Origin of the sequence: Variovorax ureilyticus, from assembly GCF_050632185.1 — a bacterium.
GTDB lineage: Bacteria > Pseudomonadota > Gammaproteobacteria > Burkholderiales > Burkholderiaceae_C > Variovorax > Variovorax ureilyticus_A.
Genome location: NZ_CP192579.1, coordinates 82,277 through 100,955 on the forward strand (window position 1 = coordinate 82,277; position 18,679 = coordinate 100,955).

Below are 18,679 nucleotides of genomic sequence, written 5' to 3' on the forward strand. Positions count from 1 at the left end.
GACCTGCACCAGCAGTCTCACCTTGCCCTTTCCGCCCTTTCGGCTTGCGTCGGGCCCTGTATGCGCACCAGCAGCGCGCGCAGGGCCGCCGGCTGGACGGGCTTGCGCAGCGCCTGCCAGCCCCGCAGGCTCGCGAGCTCCCGCGTGGCGTCGTCGATGTCGGCCGAAACGAGCGCGATTGCCAGTGTCGGCGCCCGCCGGTGCAGTTCCTTCGCCAGCGTGATGCCGTCGATCGAACCCGGCAGGCGGATGTCGCACAGGGCGATGTTGAAGCCCCCGAGCGTCGTCAGCGCGAGCGCCTCGACCGCGCTGCCGCACACGTGGGCGCGGGCGCCCCAGAGCCGCAGCAGCGCCGCGATGCTGTCGGCGACGACCGCGTTGTCCTCCACGATGAGCACCGAGAGATCGGGGCGCAGTGGCGTCGCGTCGTGCGCCGTTGCGGCAGCGGCCTCGGCGGCAAGCCCCATCCCGGTGGTGATCGGCGCATCCGGTGGCGCGGCCGGCAGCTCGAAGCCGAACACCGACCCGCGCCCCGGCGCCGATCGCAGCGTGATCTGCACGCCCAGCCGGAGCGCCAGCCGCCGCACGATCGCGAGCCCCAGCCCATGGCCGCGCTGCAGGTTGCGCTCCACGTTGCCGATCTGCTCGAAGTCGCCGAAAACCCGGTCCTGCGACTCGGGCGCGATGCCGATGCCCGAATCGCGCACCTCGACGCGCCATCCGTCGACGCGCCGCCGGCAGGCCAGCAGCACCCGGCCCCTCGGCGTGAACTTGAGCGCGTTGTCCAGCAGGTTGCCGAGGATGCGGCGCAGGGCGACCACGTCGGTCCACACCACTGCATCGTCCGGGCAGCGCACCCGCACGCGGCCGGTCCCCGTCTGGCGGGCCAGCTCATTCAGCAGCGGCGCGAGCGCGACCGCGACCGGCGAGATCGGATCGGCCGCGGCCTCGATGCGCCCGATCTCGAGAAGCTGGTTCGTCAGGCCTTCGAGCGCCTGCTGCGCGCGCGAGAGCGCCGCAAGCGTGTGCTGCACCGTGACCGGGTCCTCGCCCGCGTCGAGCTGGTGGCGCAGCACCTCGGCCTGCAGGCCCATCGCCATCACCGGCTGACGCAGGTCGTGGTTGGCGGCCGAGAAGAAGCGCAGCCGCTCGGCCTGCGCCTGCTGCGATTGGCGCAGACCGGCCATTGCCTGCTCGCGCAAGGTGCTTTCGTTGTGGCGCAGGCCGATGTTTTCCTCGAGCTGGCGCGAGCGTTCGCCGACCAGGCGCCACACCATGGCCAGGAGGCCGATGCCCAGCAGCGCGAGCGTCGTCATCATGGGGGCGCCGAAGGCGACGCTCATCAGGATGAGCGGCGCGAGCAGCAGCGTGATCGCCAGCTGCATCGCGGGCGCGAAGTACGAGACCGAGAACACCGACGACAGGGTCATCGCCATCACCACCACGCCGATCATGAGCTGCGTGGTCGCGTTGGCCGGGTCGAAGAGGAGGATGCCCGCCGCGCCGTGCGCGCCCTCGTGGATCGCGATGCGCAACGTGTGCAGGCGCAGCGCGCCGGGCAGGCTGTCGCGCGTCAGCGGATCGGGAAGGCGCTGCGGAAAGAAGGCGCGGTAGGCGGTGGTGATCGCGATCAGGGTGATCCAGATCACCGCGTTGCGCACCGAGTACTGCCATCCGAACAGCGCCGCGACGCCGCAATCGAGCAGGAACTGGATGAGCAGCATGCCACCGCTGGGCTGCGCGCTGAGCCGCAACACCTCGCAACGAACGGCGAAACGATCGGCTTTGAAAGCCTCGGACGCTGAGGGATGGGTCGAAGTGCTCATCGGCTGCTGCTGAGTCCGGAGTAGAACAGCATCGAGACGCGGCGACAATCGCACTTGTGAACGAACTCTCGCTTTTTCTTCCGTGTGCCGCCGGTGTGGAGGACTTCCTCGCGCAGGAAGTCCACGCGCTCACCGGGCGCGTCGGCCAGGACCTGCTTTCGGCGCGCGGTGGTGTCCGCGTGCGTGCCGGCTGGCGCGACGCGCTCAAGCTCAATCTGCACAGCCGGCTCGCGCAGCGCGTGCTGATCGAGGTCGCGCACGCGCCCTACCGCAGCGAGAACGACCTCTACGCCATCGCGGGCGGCGTCGCCTGGGAAGTCTGGTTCACGCCGAAGCAGACCTTCAAGATCGAGACCACTGCCCAGCACAGCCCACTCCAGAGCCTCAACTTCGCCACCCTGCGCATCAAGGATGCGATCGCCGACCGCTTTCGTGCCAAGGCTCATGGCGTGCGTCCCAGCATCGAGACGCAATGGCCGGATGTGCGGGTCTTCGCCCACCTGACGACCGACCTCTGCACGCTCTACATCGACACCTCGGGCGAGCCGCTGTTCAAGCGCGGCTGGCGGCAGGACAAGGGCGATGCGCCGCTGAAGGAAACCCTGGCCGCCGCGATGCTCGCCGCCAGCGGCTGGTGGAACCCGGAAACCGGCGAGGTCTCGCCGCAGACGCTGTACGACCCCTGCTGCGGCAGCGGCACCATCGCGATCGAGGCGGCGCAGATCGCCTCCGGCATCGCGGCGGGGTCGCAGCGGCGATTCGGTTTCGAGAAGCTGCTGCCCTTCCAGTCGCACGTGTGGACCGCCCTGAAGGCCGAGGCCGCTCCCAGCGCCGATCGGCGACCGACGCCGGTCTTCGGCTCCGACGTGTCGCACCGCATGGTCGATTTCGCCGAGCGCAATGCCGAGCGCGCGGGTGTCGCGCAGGCGGTGCAGTTCCGCGGCGGCGATGCCCTGCAGCGCATGCCGCCGGCGGCGTCGGGCGTGATCGTGCTCAACCCGCCGTATGGCGAGCGCATCGAGGTCGGCGGCGTCACGCGCGGCCGGCGCGCGGACGCCCCGGCACGCGGACGCGAGGAAGCCCAGACGGAGGAGGGCGGCGAGTTCTTCGTGCAGCTCGCGAGCCACTGGAAGAAGAACTACGCCGGCTGGACCGCCTGGGTGCTCACGCCCGACATGCAGCTGCCCAAGCGCATGCGGCTCAAGGAGTCGCGCCGCGTGCCGATGTGGAACGGGCCGATCGAGTGCCGCCTGTTCCGCTTCGACATGGTGGCCGGCTCGGCGCGCGACCGGGCGCCGGCCCCATCGACGCCGCCGTCTCAGCCGTAGGGCTGTGCGCGCGATTCCCGTCGACGCACGCTTCGGGCATGCCTGGGCCAGAATGCAGCCCTCGCGGCTCCGAGCCGCATCACTTCACTGCATCACGACATGACCGATCTTTCCGCGTTTCCCATCACGAAGAAGTGGCCGGCCCAGCATCCCGACCGGCTTCAGCTCTATTCGCTGCCCACGCCCAACGGCGTCAAGGTGTCGATCGCGCTGGAGGAAACCGGCCTTCCCTATGAGCCGCATCTGGTGAGTTTCGAATCGCACGACCAGACGTCGCCGGCGTTTCTCTCGCTCAATCCCAACAACAAGATCCCGGCCATCATCGATCCCGACGGCCCCGGCGGAAAGCCGCTGCCGCTGTTCGAATCCGGCGCCATCCTCCTCTATCTCGCCGACAAGACCGGCAAGCTCATGCCCAAGGACCCGGCGGCGCGCTACCAGACCATCCAGTGGCTGATGTTCCAGATGGGCGGCATCGGGCCGATGTTCGGCCAGGTCGGCTTCTTCCACAAATTCGCCGGCAAGAACTTCGACGACAAGCGCCCGCGCGACCGCTACGTCGACGAATCCAAGCGTCTGCTGCGCGTGCTCAACCAGCACCTCGAAGGCCGCCAGTGGGTGATGGGCGACGACTACACCATCGCCGACATCGCGATCTTTCCGTGGGTGCGCAATCTGGTCGGCTTCTACGGCGCGGCGGACCTCGTCGGCATTGCCGACTTCCCGCAGGTCACGCGCGTGCTGGAGGCCTTTGTCGCGCGTCCGGCAGTGATCGCCGGGCTCAACATCCCGAGCCGCGGCTGAGCACCCGCCCCGGACGCCGGCATGGTGGTTGTCCTCGACACCAACATCGTCCTCGACCTGCTGGTGTTCGACGACCCGGAGCGGGCGCCGCTCGGGGCTGCGCTGGCCGCCGGCGAATTGCGCTGGCTTGCCACGGCCGCGATGCGCGACGAATTCGAGCGCGTGCTCGGCTATCCGCTGATCGCCCTGCGGCTGGCGGCCGTCGGCCGGGAGACCGCCGAAGTGCTCGCCGCCTTCGATGCGCGCGCGCACATGGTCGACGGCGTTCCCGCCCGCGCGCCCTGCGTGTGCAGCGACCCGGACGACCAGATATTCATCGACCTCGCGGTGGCGCATGGTGCGCGGCTGCTGAGCAAGGATCGCGCGGTGCTCTCGCTGCACAAGCGGCTCGCGGCGCACGGCGTCGCTGTTTCGACCCTCTAGCGAGTCGCCATGCCGCCCCTTGCGTCTTCCGTCGATGTGGTCGTCGTCGGCGCCGGCGCGGCGGGCCTGTCGGCGGCGCGGCGGCTTCAGGCGCTCGGCAGGTCGGTGCTGGTCCTCGAAGCCGGTTCGCGCGTCGGTGGGCGCGCGTGGACTGATCGCCAGAGCTTTTCCGTTCCGGTCGATCGCGGCTGTTCGTGGCTGCATCAGGCCGATCGCAATCCGTTCACCGACATGGCCCGGTCGCACGGCATGACGCTGGTGGACCACGAGGACGCACCGCACGCGATCCATGACCACGGGCGGCCGGTGGCGCCCGCCGAGATGAAGCGGGTCGAGGCTGCGGTCGATGCGCTGGAGCGGCGCATCGCACAGCACGCGGGCGACGATCTTTCTCTCGCGGCGCTCTGCAACAACGCGGACTGGCCGATGCAGTGGGCCTGCGACTCGATCGGCCCGCTCGACGCCGGCGCCGACAGCGCGCAACTGTCGGTGCGCGGACTCCGCCAGCAGGGCTCGACTTCGCCCAACTGGCTCGTGCGTGAAGGTTTCGGCGCACTGGTCGCGCGGCTTGCGGACGGCGTGCCCGTGGCGCTGGGCGTGTGGGTGCGCGAGATCGATTTCAGCGGCCCGCGCATCAAGGTCCAAACGACCGGTGGCGTCGTCGACGCACGCGATTGCATCGTCACCGTCTCGACCGGCGTGCTGCGTGCAGAGGCCATCCGTTTCGTTCCGGGTCTGCCGCTGGCGAAGCTGAACGCGCTCGACGCACTGCCGATGGGGCACTTCAACAAGGTGATCCTCGAATTCGACGCGCCGGTGCCGGGGCTCGTGCCGAGCGGCTGGGCTTCAGAGGCGCGGGCGCCAGGGCCGCGCGCTGAGCTTTCTCTGTCATCCCCATGGCGCCACGCTCGTGGTGGCGCTGGCCGGCGGTTCGTACGGCGAAGCACTGTCGCGCGCGGCCGAGGCCGACGCAACGCAGGAGGTTCTCGGCCGCCTCGAGGCCTGCATCGGCGGGCTGCATGGCCGCAGGCTCGTCCGCAGTGCGGTGACCGGCTGGACCACCGATCCGCTGTTCCACGGCAGCTATGCCTATCTCGTTCCGGACGGCGGCGAGGCACGGGTGGCGCTCGCGGCATCCGTCGACGAGCACCTGCATTTCGCCGGCGAAGCGACCTCGCTCGAACTCGCGCAGACCTGCGGCGGTGCGTTTCTGTCGGGGCTCAGGATCGCGGACCGGCTGGCTTGAAGTGCACCGGCGTGCGGTCGCGCGCCCGGGCCTATCGCCCGTACCAGCGCGCCAGCAGGCTCGCCACCGCCCGCACGCGCTGCGTATCGCGCCCCCAGCGCCGCCCCGAGGGCAGGTGCCGCAGCCAGCGCATGCGGCGCGCGGCGACGGTGAGGCGGTCGCGCACCTCGTCGCTCGCATCGGCCAGCACCGCATGCCAATGCTGGGCGGCCGCATGCGGCGACGCCGCATCGACCAGCATCGCGGTCGAGTGCAGGTAGCTGAGCCAGTCGCGCGTCTGGCATTCGGGCAGGGGCAGCGTCTCGCCCGGGTCGTCCTCGAAATCGATGTAGCCGATGGTGCCGTCCGGGCACTGCACGAGATTGCGGTCAAAGGCCTGGCTCAGGTAGGCGTCGCGCGAATGCACGAGGGCGATCGCATCCAGGCCGTCGCGCCAGACCGCGAGCAGTGCGGCCGGGCCGGCAGCGGCCGCCTGATCGAGCCGCTCCTGGAGCACCACCGCGGACCGGCCGCTTTCGCCGAGGTCGGAAATCAGCATGCCGTCCGTCTGCTGCGCGAGCACCGCCGGTACGCGCAGGCCGGCATCGCCGAGCTGGCGCAGCCGCCGCGCTTCGATCTCGATCGCCGCCTCGCCGCCCGGATTGGGCACCGGCGACAGCACATCGAGCCGCAGCACGCCGGAAATCGCCGCGAGCAGCCGGTAGCGCGCCTTGCCGTGGCGGGGGCCGGCCTTCTTCAGCCAGACGCGCTGGCCGCCGAAGCGGTGGCTCGACACCGCCTTGGCCTGCTGCGGCAGCATGAGGCGCAGGAATTCGGCGTAATCCTCGGGTTGCGGCGGCCCGTCCGCCTCGAGGGGCGCGGGCGCGGAGGCCGTGCCTTTTCGCATCTGAACGCGGGAAGAAATCCCGCTCCGTCTGACAACGCTCATACGGACAGGATCAGCTGCTGATGGGGCTGCGCGATTTCGTCATGCGAAAAGGCGGCGCAGCCCGCTGGGAACGGCGGCATCGACGGGGTAGGAATAGCGGTCTTTCGGGAACCTTGCTGCATCATAGAGGGCTGCCTGTGCACTGAGATGACAACCCTTCCCGACACCCCCTACCACCCCATCCCCGGACACGCCGCTCGGCCCCGACGATTTCGACGCGCAGGACAATGCGCTCGACGCGATGCGCGAGCACGATGAGGAGATTCCGCAGTGGGAATTCTGCGAAGGCTTCATGGCCGCGCTGGTCTGCTCGCGCCGGCCGATCGAGCCTGCCGAATACTGGCCCGTGCTGCTCGGCGATGATTTCGCGCCCGCGCAGCACATGGAGTTCGTCTGGCGCTGGAAGCGCCGCTGGCGCGAGATCGAGACCGCGCTCGACGCCGACGTCGAATCGCTCGAGGACGAACGCACCTTCCAGCCCGAGGTGCTCGACACACGCGGCGCCATCGCCGCGTTGCCTGAAGAAGAGCGTGGCGAGATGGATGGCGAGGCCATCCCGTCCTTCGCCCAGGTATGGGCGCTCGGCTTCATGTACGCGGTCGAGAACTGGCCGGACGAATGGGCTGCCCCGCGCGACAAGGAAGCGGCGCAGATGCTCGACGACGCGCTCGACGCCATCGTCACGCTCACCGAGGACGACAAGGGCCAGCCCACGGTCTCGATGTACGCCGAGGACGGCCCGCCCAGCGTGAGCCAGCAGCGCGTGGACGATTTCGGCGCCGCCATCTGGGCGGTGTACGACCTGCGGCAGCTCTGGCGCAGCATGGGCCCGCGCGTGGAGACCATCCGCAAGGAAGCGACGCCGGGCCGCAACGACCCCTGCCCCTGCGGCAGCGGAAAAAGTACAAGAAGTGCCACGGTGCCTGAGGCAAGCACCGGCCTGAGTCACCCCGCCCCCGCGCTGCCGGCGCGCACCGCATGGGCCATGGTGTTCGCGCTGTGCACCGCCTTCGCGCTCAGCCAGGCCTTCCGCACGGTGGGCGCGATCATGGCGGGGCCGCTGCAGAAGGAATTCGGGCTGTCGGCGCAGGCGCTTGGGATCTTTTCGGCCGCGTTCCATTTCGCCTTCGGCGCGATGCAGCTTTTCATGGGCATCGGCATCGACCTTCATGGTGTGCGGCGCACGATGCTCACCGCCTTCCCGCTTGCGATCGCTGGCGCCGTCCTTTCTGCGTTCGCCCCGAGCTACGGCCTGCTCGTCGTGGGGCAGGTGCTGATCGGCGTCGGCTGCGCGCCGGCCTTCCTGGTGTGCACCGTGTTCATCGCGCGGCACTTTCCGGTGACGCGATTCGCGTCGATCTCGGGGCTGGTGCTCAGCATCGGCGGCGTGGGCATGCTGATGACCGGCACCCCGCTCGCGTGGCTGGTGCAGGAGCATTCGTGGCGCATGGGCTTCGCGGTGCTCGCGGCCGCTTCGGTGCTCGCGTGGCTGTCGATCCTCTGGTGGGTGCGCGAGCCTGCGCCGACGGGCGGCGGGCCGCGCGAATCGGTGATGGCGGCGCTGCGGCAGTTCGGCGCGCTGTTCGCAATGCCGCACACGCTCGGCATCATGGTGCTCGGCGCGGTGACCTACGCGGCCTTCATTTCGCTGCGTGGGTTGTGGCTCGGTCCCCTGCTGGAGGAGCGCCACGGCTTCACGCTGGTGCAAAGCGGCAACGTGGCGCTGATCGTGTCGGTCATCTCGCTGTTCGGTGCGCCGCTCTTCGGCCGCATGGACCGCGGCGGCCCGGCGCGTCGGCGGCGCATCGTGGCCTGCGCCGTCGCGTATGCGGGCTTCTTCGCCGCGATCGCGCTTTTCACCCGTGCGTGGGTCGACGTCGTGTGCGCGGTGCTGATCGGATTCGTGTCGGGGTTCATCGTCTGGCAGTACGCCGACGTGCGCGCGGCGTATCCGGCGGGCATCACCGGCCGGGCGATGGCGGTGTTCACGATGGCGATGTTCCTCGGCGTGGCGCTGATGCAGTGGGTCACCGGCGTCGCCGCGTCGGTGGCGCAGGCGCACGGCGCCGATCCGTTCCGGGCGGTGCTCGCGACGATCGCGGTGCTGCTGGTGGGCGCGACGATCGCGTTCGCGTGGCTGCCGGCGCCGAAGAGCGACGCTTGAACGCGCCTCAGGCGGCCGCGTTCGGCGGCGGCGCGGCGAAGCGCACGTCGCCGATCCAGTTGCGCTTTCTGCGCGCGAGGCGTGCGTCGATGTCCTCGCCTTCGAACGACGCCGGCACCGGCCGCAGCAGCGACCGGTCCACGTTGCCGAAGCTGTTCACGTTCACGACCGCGTAGGTGCGCCCGTCGAGCAGGCAGGTCACGAGCGGCACCACGCCGCACCGGCTGCAGACGTGGAAGCGGCCGGTGCGCGTTCCGAAGAAGTAGCCCGGATCGAGCGACGGGTCGCGCACCGTCACCCGAAGCGTGCCGGCCGGATGGGACGTCCACACGCCGCCGTGCTTGACGCAGAACGAGCAGCCGCAGGCGCGCGCCGGTATCTCGGCGGGGTCGGGCTCCCAGGTGAGGTCGAAGGTAATGTTGCCGCAATGGCAACCGCCCTGGATCAGCATGGCGGACCCTTCTGTCGGATGCGGGATCGACGGTTCAGATGTTGAAAGCGCGCCGCGACGCGGGTTGCACGATGTCCACGTACTCGGGGTGCTTGCGCAGCCATCCGGCGATGAACTGGCAGACCGGAATCACCGGGCGGCCTTGTGCCCGCGCTTCGTCGAGCACGTGCCGCGCGATCGCGGAGCCGACACCCTTGCCCTCGTGCGCCGGCAGCACCTCGGTGTGCGTGAACATGATCGCATTGCTCAGCAGGTTGTATTCGCAGTAGCCGGCGAGCTCGCTGCCGATGGTCGCTTCGTAGCGGTGCAGCTCGGGCTTGTCGGTGATCGTGATGTCGGTCATGCGTGTGTCCTGAGGTTCAGGGTTGACGTGCGAGAAAGGTCGCAAGATTGGCGGCGGCCGTCGCGCGCACCTTGTTGCGCAGCATCGGCGACCAGCCCAACAGCAGGCCTGGCGTGCCGAGCGCCTGCCGGGACCAGTGCCAGAAGTCGAAGCGGTCGCGCTGCGTGGCGATGAGGCCCTCGGGCGTGAAGGTGAAGCGCGAGTCGATCGCGTTGTCGACGATGCGGCCGGTCGCGCTGAAGAGGTAGTGCGCGTCCCAGTGCGCCTGCCCGCGGGTCGCATCGGCCTGCACGTCACGGTAGCTGAGCTTCCAGACCGATGCACCCTTGGCCCGCGTGCCGCTGCACAGCATCTTCCACATGCCGCCGATCTGGCGCGCGCCGCGCAGCGAGAAGGCCTCGTCGTCGAAGCTTGCATCCTCTGCGTAGCAGGCGGCCATGGTGTCCGCATCGAGCCGTGCGAAGGCGTCGTAGAAGCGGCGGATGGTCTGTTCGTTGCGGGTCGGGGCCGTCATGGTTCAGGCCTTGAGGATCATTTCGGCCAGCGTCTGCAGGGCCATGTGAACGGTGGCGCCACGCACGGCCGCACGATCACCGTCGAAGCGGCGGCGCTCGGTGCGCACCTGCCCGTCCACCGACCAGCCGAACCACACCGTGCCCACCGGCTTTTCCGGCGAGCCGCCGGTCGGGCCTGCGACGCCGGTGACTGCCACGGCCACCTGCGCCCTCGAATGCGCGATGGCGCCTGCCGCCATCGCGCGCGCGACCTGCTCGCTCACCGCGCCGTGCACCTGGATCAGCGCGGGGTCGACACCGAGCAGCTCGGCCTTGGCCTCGTTCGAATAGCTGACGAAGCCGCGCTCGAACCAGTTGCTGGAGCCCGACAGGTCGGTGCACGCGCCGGCGATGAGGCCGCCGGTGCAGCTCTCGGCGGTGGCCATCATCCAGTGCTTGCGCTGCAGCAGGTCGGCGAGCGTCTGCACCAGCGCGGGTGTGTCGAGATCGGACAGGGCGGGTGTCTGGGGCATCGTGGTCACCATGCGCGAAAGACGGCGATCACCAGCAGCGTGCAGAAGGCCGCCACCAGATCGTCGAAGAGGATGCCGAATCCGGCTGCGCGCCAGCGCATCGTCTCGGGCGTCGCGCCCTTCTGCTTGAAGAGCTGGTCGGCCCAGCCCACGGGACCGCGCTTGACCGCGTCGAAGAAGCGGAAGAGCGCGAAGGCGAAGAGCTGCATGAGCAGTCCGGCAGGCATGACGAGCCAGAGCACGATCCAGAACCCCACGACTTCGTCCCACACGACATTGCCGGGGTCGGCCACGTTCATGTGGCGGGCGGTCACGGTGCAGGCCCACCAGCCGATGGGCAGCGATGCGAGGATCACCCAGCCGATCGTCGCGTGGGGGAGCCAGAGGTGCATGACGAGGTAGGCCGCCCACGCCCACAGCGTGCCGATGGTGCACGGCGCGCGGCGCGGCAGGCCCGAGCCGAAGCCCAGGGCGATCAGGTGCGCCGGATGCGCGAACATGAAGCGCACCGTGGCGCGACGTGGTGAGAAGTCGGGCGTGGCGCCCGGTGGGGAAGCTGCGGACATGAGGGCGACAGTGTCGCCCATCTGCGCCGACGCCGGTGCAAATGGAGAACGGGCTCAGGCGGTGGCCGTCTCCCGCACCGGCTGGCCGCGCAGGCGAGCCACGAGTCCGCCCACGTCTTGCGGCACGTGATCGCCGCGCCATGCGACATGTTGGTCGGCACGGCAGAGCAGCAGCCGGTGACGGTAAGCGGGCGGGATGTCGGCTGCATCGATGTCGATCACGGTCAGCGGCATGCCCGACGACGCCGCAGCCCGCACCAGCGCCCGGACATCGGTCGCGCGATCGAAGCGCAGCAGCGTGTAGCCGGGACCGAAGGCGTCGTACAGCGAACGCCCGTCGCCGAGCCAGAAATGCGGCGCGCGGCAGCCCGGCACGGTGGAGGGCGTGAAGCTGCCCATCGAGTACGCCGGCGGCGCCTCGCCGTCGGGGGCGATGATCGGCGAGCCCGTGTAGTAGTAGCCGAAGTTCAAGCCGCCACAACAGAATTGCTGCACATTGAGCTCGTAGGCCTCTCGCCCGACGTCGGCGCGCAGCGCGTCGCCTTCGGCGCCGGGGGCCTCGATGTCGGCGGGTACGGCGCGGCGGGCACGGATCATCTTTTGCGCGTGGTCCATCGCGAAATGCGACACCTGTTCGGTGATCGGCTGCCGCTCGGCCTCGTAGGCGTCGAGGATGCGCTCGTCCGCCCAGCCCTGCACGCAGGCCGAGAGCAGCCAGGACAGGTTGATGGCATCGGCGATGCCCGCATTCATGCCATAGCCCGCGTACGGCACCCACAGATGCGCGGCGTCGCCCGCGATGAACACGCGGCGGTCGCGGAAGCGGTCGGCAACGAGCCGGCGCCCGACCCAGTCTTCCTTGCTGATCACTTCGTAGCGGAAGTCGGCGCCGACGCCAAGGATTTCGCGAATCGCCCAGTCGCGGTCCACCGAATCGAACTCGGGCTCGTGGGCATTGAGGTGGTTGTGTACCAGCCACGTCTCGTGGCCGTCGATGGCGAACACGGTGCCGCAGCGGCGCGGGTTCACGGAATAGTAGGACCACGCCGGTTTGCCGGGGATCATCGCGCGCAGTTCCGGTGCACGGATGAAGGTCGACTGCACGCGCTGGATCACGGCGGTGCCTTCGAGCTTCGCGCCCATCTTCTTGCGCACGCCCGAGCTGCCGCCGTCGCAGCCCACCAGGAAGCGGCAGCGGATGGTGCGAGCGGTGCCGTTGTCGAGATCGACGGCGGTGGCGGATACGCCCTCGTCGTCCTGCTCGAAATCCGTGACCTGCGTGCGATTGAGCAGCGTCACGTTCGGCAGCTCGGCCGCGTGCTGCAGCAGGATCGGTTCAAGGTAGATCTGGTTGATGCGGTGCGGCGGTTCCGGCGTGGGCCACCAAGCGTCAGGGCCTTCGGTCTCCTTGTAGCGGTCGCGGCGGCAGGGGATCGGGATGCGTGTGAGCTCGATGCCCGTCACGCTGGTGCGGAACACCACATCGTTCGGATGATCGGCGGGCAGGCCGGCGTCGCGCAGCTTTTGCGCCACGCCCAGGCGACGGAACACTTCCATCGTGCGGGCCGATACGTGGTTGCACTTCACGTTGGGCGGCTCGGCAAAGCGGCGGGTCTCCGCGATCGTGACCTTCACGCCGCGCGAGGCCAGGTCCATGGCCAGGGTCAGGCCCACGGGGCCGGCGCCGACGATCAGCACGTCGGCAAGGAGTTCTTCGTTCTTCATCGGTTTCTCAGTCCAGCTTGATGCCCGCGGTATTGATGACCTTGGCCCACTTCTTCGTTTCCGTGCGGATGTAGTTGTCGAAGTCCTTGGGTGTGCCTGGCGCGGGCTCCACGCCGAGATTGCGCATCGCGACCTTGACCTGCTCGTCTCTTAGTGCGTCGACGATCTCCGCATTCAGGCGCTCGACGATCGACGCCGGCGTGTCGGCCGGGGCAACGACGCCGAACCAGCCCGTCGAGTCGTAGCCGGGCAATCCTGCTTCGGCGACGGTGGGAACGTCCGGCAGCATCGGCAGGCGGGCCGGGCTGGTCACTGCGTAGGCGATCAGCTTGCCCGCCTTGATCTGCTGCAGGGCCGAAGGCAGATCGACGACGGCCAGCGGAATCTGGCCCGCCAGCACATCGAGCGCCGCGGGGCCCGAGCCGCGGTACGGCACCTCGACCAGCTTCACGTCCGCCATCTGGCCGAAGAGTGCGGCCGACAGGTGCATGGCCGTCCCGTTGCCGCCGTGGCCGATCGACAGCTTGCCCGGCTGGGCCTTCGCGAGTGCGATCAGGCCCTGCAGCGTCTTCGCTGGCACCGAGGGATGGCCCACGATCACGAACGGAATCGCGGCGAGCATGCCCACCGGCTTGAAATCCTTCAGCGGGTCGAAGGGCATGTTGGGGTACAGGCTGGAGTTCGCCGACAGCGCCCCGGCGGCGCCGACGCCCAGCGTGTAGCCGTCGCCCGGCGCCTTCGCCACGGCCGTGAGGCCGACGTTGCCGCCGGCGCCGGGGCGGTTGTCGACCACCACCGGCTGGCCGAGCTTGTCGTTCAGCTTCGGCACCAGCATGCGGACCACCGCATCGGCGCTTCCTCCTGGCGGGAAGGTGACGATCATCCGGATCGGCTTGCCGGGGAAATCGCTGCCGCTGGCAGCCTGGCTTTGCACGGTGCCGGCGACCAGCGCGCAGGCCATGCCCAGCAGCGCCGCGGCGCGTGCGAATCTTTTCATGGGTCGATACCTCAAGTTGTCTCCAGCGCGCATTGGACGACGGGGAAATTCATTCGTAAATCAAAAAATTCAGAACGAAATATGATGTTTTCTGATGAATCAGAACTTCAGTCCCACGGTGAGGCAGCTGCGTGCCTTCGTTTGCGTGCATCAACTGCGCAAGCTCAGCGCCGCGGCCGAGAGGCTGTATGTCACGCAGTCAGCGGTGAGCATGTTGATCCGCCAACTCGAGGAGGGCCTGGGCACGCGGCTGTTCGACCGCACCACGCGTTCGCTGCAGCCCACGGCGGCGGCCGAGGAGATGCTCGCGACGGCCGAGCGCATCCTTCGCGACGTCGATTCCCTGAGCGCGGGCTTTCGCGAGCTCGCAACGCTTCAGCGCGGCCGTGTCTGTCTCGCGATCACGCCGACGCTGGCCTCATTCCTGATGCCGTCGGCGATCCGCCGCTTCGGCGAGGCGCATCCACAGGTGCGTGTCCTGGTGGACGATTGCGCGCCCGAGCAATTCGTCTCGCGCATCATCGGCGAGCACGTGGACTTCGGCATCGGCACGCCTGAGCGGCCCGGCGCGGCGGTCGAGACCGAGACCCTGCTGCGCGACCATCTGAGCCTGGTGTGCCTGCGCGACCATCCGCTGGCCGGCAGGAAGGCGGTGCGCTGGAGTGACCTCGGCGGCCATCCGCTGATCACCGTTCGGCCGGGCTACGGCATCCGACCGCTGATCGACAGCACGGCCCGTGGCGCGGGCGTGGAGCTCAACGTCGTCAACGAGGTGTCGTTTCTCTCGACCGCGATCTGGATGACGGAAAGTGGCATGGGCGCGTCGATCATGCCTTCGGCCTTCGCGAAGGCGGTGGGCAATCCGGCGTTGATCATCAAGCCAATCGCCGCGCCGCGTGTCTCGCGCGACATCTTCGTGGTGACCAAGCCGGGGCGTTCGCTGTCGATGGCGAGTCGCAGCTTCATCGAGACGCTGCGGCTCGCCCTGAAGGAGCGTTGAGGAGGCGCCGCCCGCTCAGGCCGGCTGGAAGTGCTGCTCGATGCGCTGGGCCACTGCTTTCGGCGTGCGGCGCATGGCCTCGATGGCGCAGGCGCCGAGGAACAGGCCCTCGAAGTTGAGCTCCACGCTCGCGAAGTAGTGGCCGAGCGAAGCGGCCGCGTCGATCAGGCAGTGCTCGATCGAGGCGAAGAACCCGCCGGCTTCCTGATCGCCGATGCGATAGGAATAGGCGTCTGATTCGACACGGCGGATTTCGAGCACTGGCTTCATGACAAGGAGATCATCGGCACGCGGCCGCGGGAGGTAAATAGTCCATTTGGACCGGACCGACTTCGCGCAGAATGCGCGGGTCATGCTGCCGGCCAAGATCCTTCTCATTGATGACCACGCCATGTTCCGCTGCGGATTGCGGATGGTGCTTTCCTCCGGTATCGCCGACGTGGAAGTGGCCGAAGCCGGCTCGCTGGAAGAGGCGATGAAGACCGCCATGCCCGATCCCGGGCTGGTGTTGCTCGACATCCAGCTCCACGGCCTGAACGGCCTCGAAGGCATCGCGCTCGTCAGGCGCAAGTGGCCCGATGCGCCGGTGGTCATCCTGTCTTCCGACGCCACGCCGCAGAGCGTGCGCCTCGCGCTGGATCGCGGGGCCGCGGCGTTCGTTTCCAAGGCCGAGACGGCCGACAACATTCTTGCGGTCATCGAGAAGCTGCGCCGCGGGCAGGAAGTCGAGACCCCGGTTCACGCCGATGCGCCGCCGGCCGACGGCGGGCAGGCGCGTCAACTGCTGACGCCGCGACAGTTCGAGGTGCTCGACTTGCTGTGCCAGGGCCTGTCGAACAAGGTGATCGGCCGGCGTCTCGATTTGTCGGAGAACACGGTGCGCGGCCACGTGCAGGCGGTGCTCGCGGCGCTCGAGGTGTCGAGCCGCTCCGAAGCCGGCTTCGAAGCGCGCCGCAGGGGGCTCGTCTCCTGATGCGCAATCCGTTGCGCCTCGCCGAAGGGCGCACGCTGGTGGAGCAACTGCGTCTGCTGCTGGGCAACGTCGGCAGCTCGGTGGTCCCGACCATCCTCGTGGCGCTGCTGCTGGTGTGGGTGCTGTCGAACCAAGACAACGCGACCGGGCTGCGCGCGTGGGCGGGCGCGGTGATCCTGTGCAAGCTCTGGTGCGCGCGGGAGGCGCGGCGCATGCTGGCCATGGAGATCCCGCCTGACCGTGCGCCGGGCCTGGTGTGGCAGCAGACGGTGCTCAACGCGGTCGATGGCGCGATCTGGGGTGCGCTGGGTTGGGCCGCGCTCGGCACCACGACGATGGCAGGCAGCGTGCTGGTGGTCGCGGTGCTCGCGGGCGTGGCCGGCAGTTCGATGTCCTCGCTGGCGCCGGTACTGCCCGTGTTCATCGTGTTCGGGAGTACCGAGCTCGCCGTGCTCGCCGCCAAGCTCTGGACGCTGGGCGATCCGGCCTACAACGCGCTGGGCGTGGCCGGTTTTCTCTACGTCGCGACGCTGCTCGGGCAGGCGCGCAACAGCGGCAAGGCGGCGCTGGCGGCCATCAAGCTGCGCTTCGAGAACGTGGAGCTGATCGAGCGCCTGCGCGTCGAGACCGAGCACGCACAGGCCGCGCACCAGCAGGCGGACCAGGCCAATCTCGCGAAGTCCAAGTTCCTGGCCGCGGCGAGCCACGATCTGCGCCAGCCGATCCACGCGCAGGGTCTCTTCCTCGAGGTGCTCGCGCGCAGCAAGCTCTCGGCCTCGCAGCAGGACGCGCTCGCCAATGCGCGCGCCACCCGGCAGGCGTCGGCCGAGATGCTCGACACGCTGCTCGACTTCTCGCGCATCGAGGCCGGCGTGGTCGAGCCGCAGATGCAGGTGTTCCCGCTGCAGCCGCTCTTCAACAAGATCGAGAACGAGCTCGCGCCGCAGGCCGATGCGAAAGGCATCGTCTACCGCTCGCATGAAACCCATGTGGCGGTGCGCTCCGATTCGGCGCTGGTCGCGCTGATCCTGCGCAACCTGGTGTCGAATGCGATCCGCTACACCGAGCGCGGCGGCGTGCTGGTGGCCTGCCGCGAGCGGGGCGGCCGTGCGGTGATCGAGGTGTGGGACACCGGCATCGGCATCGAGGCTTCGCAGCACGAGGACATCTTTCGCGAGTTCCACCAGCTCGGCAATGCGGAGCGTGATCGGCGCAAGGGCCTGGGGCTGGGCCTCGCGATCGCGCAGGGGCTGGCGCGCGCGTTGGGCACCGCGCTCACGCTGGCTTCGCGGCCGGGGCGCGGAAGTGTCTTTCGCCTCGCACTGCCGACGGCCCAGATGGGCGTGGTGAGCCGCGGCGTCGAGGTCATTCCCGGCCATTCGCGTGTCTTCGACGTGCGCGCGCTGGTCATCGACGACGACGACTCGATCCGTGCCGGCATGCGACAGCTGCTGACCGCATGGGGCTGCGAATGCGACGTGGCCGATTCGATCGAGGAGGCGCTGGCGCTCGCGCGGCTGCGTCCGCCGGGGCTCGTCATCAGCGACTACCGCCTGCGTGAACTGCGTACCGGCGCGGAAGCGATCGCGGCACTGCGCGCGGAATTCGGCCAGGCGCTGCCGGCACTGCTCATCACCGGAGACACCGCGCCGCAGCGCCTGCGCGAGGCGCGTGCCAGCGGCGTGCCGCTGCTGCACAAGCCGGTGTCGCCGAACCAGCTCTACCACGGGCTGGTGTGCGTGCTCAACAATGTCGAGCTGGACTCGTCCTTCGCCTTGCTCGACGCAACGCCCGGCTCGAGCCTGAAGCGGGCCTGACCGCGCGCCGCCCGGCCGCGGCGGCTAACTGAAGTGGTCGAAGGAGGCGTAGTGCTGCGCGACCGGCTGCCCCAGTGCATCGACGAGGCGCAACCCCGCTTCCGCCTCGATGCGGCCGATGCGCGTGACGTGCACCGACGCGTCGCGGCCGGCCTGCTCGACCGCCTCGCGCGCCGACGGCGGTGCGGTGAAGGCGAGTTCGTAGTCGTCGCCGCCTGCGAGTGCGCACGCGCGCAGGGCGTCGATGCCGAGATCGTTGGCGAATTCCTCGATCCCGACCAGTCCCGCAGCCGCGTCGGCATCCAGCGTTGCGCCCACGCTGCTGGCCTTCAGGATGTGGCCGAGATCGCCCACCAGCCCGTCGCTGATGTCGATCGCGGCGGACGCGACGCCGCGCAGCGCCTGCCCGAGCGCGACGCGCGGCGTCGGCAGCTCCATGCGGGCCCGGGCCCGCTCGAAAAGATCGCCCGGCAGCGACACCTTGCCGCGGAACACTTCGAGCGCCAACCGCGCATCGCCGAGCGTGCCGCTGACCCAGACGTCGTCGCCCGCCTTCGCGCCCGAGCGCAGCAGTGCGCCGCCGGCGGGCACCTCGCCGAACACCGTGATGCAGATGTTGAGCGGCCCGCGCGTGGTGTCGCCGCCGACCAGCTCGCAGTCGTGCAGGTGCGCCAGCGCGAAGAGGCCGCGCGAAAAGCCGGAGAGCCATTCTTCATCGACCGCAGGCAGCGCGAGCGCGAGCGTGAACGCGAGGGGCTTCGCCCCGCAGGCCGCGAGGTCGCTGAGATTGACCGCGAGCGACTTGTGGCCGAGCCGCTCGGCATCGACGGTCGAGAGAAAGTGCTGGCCTTCGACCAGCATGTCGGAAGAGACCGCGAGCTGCATGCCCGCGGCCGGCGCCAGCAGTGCGCAGTCGTCGCCCACGCCCAGTGGCGAGCGCTTCACCGGCCGGGTGAAGTAGCGTGCAATCAAATCGAATTCGCCCATGTCTGCCTCTCCTCTCTACACAAACCCAACCTGATCCCGGGAGTCCTGCGGAACCGGCTTTGCCGGGCCGCTGG

General features: G+C 69.2%; 19 protein-coding genes and 2 pseudogenes. 10 read left to right on the top strand and 11 right to left on the bottom strand.

Annotated elements, in window-relative coordinates; genetic code table 11:
• Positions 1-17: 17 nt before the first annotated feature.
• Positions 18-1,826: a hybrid sensor histidine kinase/response regulator gene (locus ACQ858_RS00365; protein WP_431274932.1), complete on the bottom strand. Its 1,809-nt coding sequence runs from the start codon at positions 1,824-1,826 to the stop codon at positions 18-20.
• A gap of 56 nt (positions 1,827-1,882) precedes the next feature.
• Here ACQ858_RS00365 and ACQ858_RS00370 point away from each other — a divergent pair, with 56 nt between their 5' ends.
• The 5 genes and pseudogenes from ACQ858_RS00370 to ACQ858_RS00390 all read left to right on the top strand — a co-directional run bounded on the left by ACQ858_RS00370 (position 1,883) and on the right by ACQ858_RS00390 (position 5,627).
• Positions 1,883-3,154, top strand: coding sequence for a THUMP domain-containing class I SAM-dependent RNA methyltransferase (locus tag ACQ858_RS00370; RefSeq protein WP_431274933.1), 1,272 nt, complete (start codon positions 1,883-1,885; stop codon positions 3,152-3,154).
• 99 nt (positions 3,155-3,253) lie between these two features.
• Complete coding sequence (locus tag ACQ858_RS00375; RefSeq protein WP_431274934.1) at positions 3,254-3,958, top strand: glutathione S-transferase N-terminal domain-containing protein; 705 nt, start codon at positions 3,254-3,256, stop codon at positions 3,956-3,958.
• 21 nt (positions 3,959-3,979) lie between these two features.
• Positions 3,980-4,381 (top strand): putative toxin-antitoxin system toxin component, PIN family, encoded by a 402-nt coding sequence (locus tag ACQ858_RS00380; RefSeq protein ID WP_431274935.1) that lies wholly within the window; start codon positions 3,980-3,982, stop codon positions 4,379-4,381.
• A 9-nt stretch (positions 4,382-4,390) separates the two neighbouring features.
• A pseudogene (locus ACQ858_RS00385) lies at positions 4,391-5,179 on the top strand (flavin monoamine oxidase family protein); the annotation flags it as partial.
• A gap of 112 nt (positions 5,180-5,291) precedes the next feature.
• A complete protein-coding gene (locus ACQ858_RS00390) occupies positions 5,292-5,627 on the top strand; it encodes an FAD-dependent oxidoreductase (RefSeq protein WP_431274936.1) in 336 nt (111 codons plus the stop codon).
• A gap of 31 nt (positions 5,628-5,658) precedes the next feature.
• On the opposite strand, the gene ACQ858_RS00395 is transcribed toward ACQ858_RS00390, so the two are convergent.
• The gene (locus ACQ858_RS00395) at positions 5,659-6,513 is read right to left on the bottom strand and encodes a hypothetical protein (protein WP_431274937.1); all 855 of its coding nucleotides are present in this window, start codon (positions 6,511-6,513) and stop codon (positions 5,659-5,661) included.
• A 217-nt stretch (positions 6,514-6,730) separates the two neighbouring features.
• Here ACQ858_RS00395 and ACQ858_RS00400 point away from each other — a divergent pair.
• Both ACQ858_RS00400 and ACQ858_RS00405 read left to right on the top strand, forming a co-directional pair.
• A pseudogene (locus ACQ858_RS00400) lies at positions 6,731-7,482 on the top strand (UPF0149 family protein); the annotation flags it as partial.
• A gap of 58 nt (positions 7,483-7,540) precedes the next feature.
• Positions 7,541-8,719, top strand: a complete 1,179-nt coding sequence (locus tag ACQ858_RS00405; RefSeq protein ID WP_431276939.1) for an MFS transporter — start codon at positions 7,541-7,543, stop codon at positions 8,717-8,719.
• Positions 8,720-8,726: 7 nt separating this feature from the next.
• On the opposite strand, the gene ACQ858_RS00410 is transcribed toward ACQ858_RS00405, so the two are convergent.
• The 7 genes from ACQ858_RS00410 to ACQ858_RS00440 are packed head-to-tail and all read right to left on the bottom strand — an operon-like array spanning position 8,727 to position 13,828.
• Positions 8,727-9,170 carry a GFA family protein gene (locus ACQ858_RS00410; RefSeq protein WP_431274938.1) on the bottom strand — a complete coding sequence of 148 codons (444 nt, stop codon included), beginning with the start codon at positions 9,168-9,170 and terminating at the stop codon, positions 8,727-8,729.
• A 34-nt stretch (positions 9,171-9,204) separates the two neighbouring features.
• Positions 9,205-9,513: a GNAT family N-acetyltransferase gene (locus ACQ858_RS00415; protein WP_431274939.1), complete on the bottom strand. Its 309-nt coding sequence runs from the start codon at positions 9,511-9,513 to the stop codon at positions 9,205-9,207.
• A gap of 16 nt (positions 9,514-9,529) precedes the next feature.
• Positions 9,530-10,027: a nuclear transport factor 2 family protein gene (locus ACQ858_RS00420; protein ID WP_431274940.1), complete on the bottom strand. Its 498-nt coding sequence runs from the start codon at positions 10,025-10,027 to the stop codon at positions 9,530-9,532.
• A 3-nt stretch (positions 10,028-10,030) separates the two neighbouring features.
• Positions 10,031-10,540: a CinA family protein gene (locus ACQ858_RS00425; protein ID WP_431274941.1), complete on the bottom strand. Its 510-nt coding sequence runs from the start codon at positions 10,538-10,540 to the stop codon at positions 10,031-10,033.
• 5 nt (positions 10,541-10,545) lie between these two features.
• Complete coding sequence (locus ACQ858_RS00430; protein WP_431274942.1) at positions 10,546-11,106, bottom strand: phosphatidylglycerophosphatase A family protein; 561 nt, start codon at positions 11,104-11,106, stop codon at positions 10,546-10,548.
• 54 nt (positions 11,107-11,160) lie between these two features.
• A complete protein-coding gene (locus ACQ858_RS00435) occupies positions 11,161-12,831 on the bottom strand; it encodes an FAD-dependent oxidoreductase (RefSeq protein WP_431274943.1) in 1,671 nt (556 codons plus the stop codon).
• A 7-nt stretch (positions 12,832-12,838) separates the two neighbouring features.
• Entirely contained in the window at positions 12,839-13,828 is a 990-nt protein-coding gene (locus ACQ858_RS00440; RefSeq protein WP_431274944.1) for a Bug family tripartite tricarboxylate transporter substrate binding protein, read from the bottom strand.
• A gap of 94 nt (positions 13,829-13,922) precedes the next feature.
• Here ACQ858_RS00440 and ACQ858_RS00445 point away from each other — a divergent pair, with 94 nt between their 5' ends.
• Entirely contained in the window at positions 13,923-14,828 is a 906-nt protein-coding gene (locus ACQ858_RS00445) for a LysR family transcriptional regulator (protein WP_431274945.1), read from the top strand.
• Positions 14,829-14,843: 15 nt separating this feature from the next.
• On the opposite strand, the gene ACQ858_RS00450 is transcribed toward ACQ858_RS00445, so the two are convergent.
• Entirely contained in the window at positions 14,844-15,182 is a 339-nt protein-coding gene (locus ACQ858_RS00450; protein ID WP_431274946.1) for a hypothetical protein, read from the bottom strand.
• Between ACQ858_RS00450 and ACQ858_RS00455 the strand changes: the two genes are divergently transcribed.
• On the top strand, positions 15,181-15,801 hold the full coding sequence (locus ACQ858_RS00455) for a response regulator (RefSeq protein ID WP_431274947.1): 621 nt from the start codon (positions 15,181-15,183) through the stop codon (positions 15,799-15,801). The genes ACQ858_RS00450 and ACQ858_RS00455 overlap by 2 nt on opposite strands.
• Complete coding sequence (locus tag ACQ858_RS00460; protein WP_431274948.1) at positions 15,801-17,618, top strand: ATP-binding response regulator; 1,818 nt, start codon at positions 15,801-15,803, stop codon at positions 17,616-17,618. Before ACQ858_RS00455 ends, ACQ858_RS00460 begins: the two co-directional genes overlap by 1 nt.
• A gap of 24 nt (positions 17,619-17,642) precedes the next feature.
• Here the strand turns inward: ACQ858_RS00460 and thiL are convergent, their stop codons facing one another.
• The gene (gene thiL / locus ACQ858_RS00465; protein ID WP_431274949.1) at positions 17,643-18,605 is read right to left on the bottom strand and encodes a thiamine-phosphate kinase; all 963 of its coding nucleotides are present in this window, start codon (positions 18,603-18,605) and stop codon (positions 17,643-17,645) included.
• Positions 18,606-18,679: the final 74 nt, after the last annotated feature.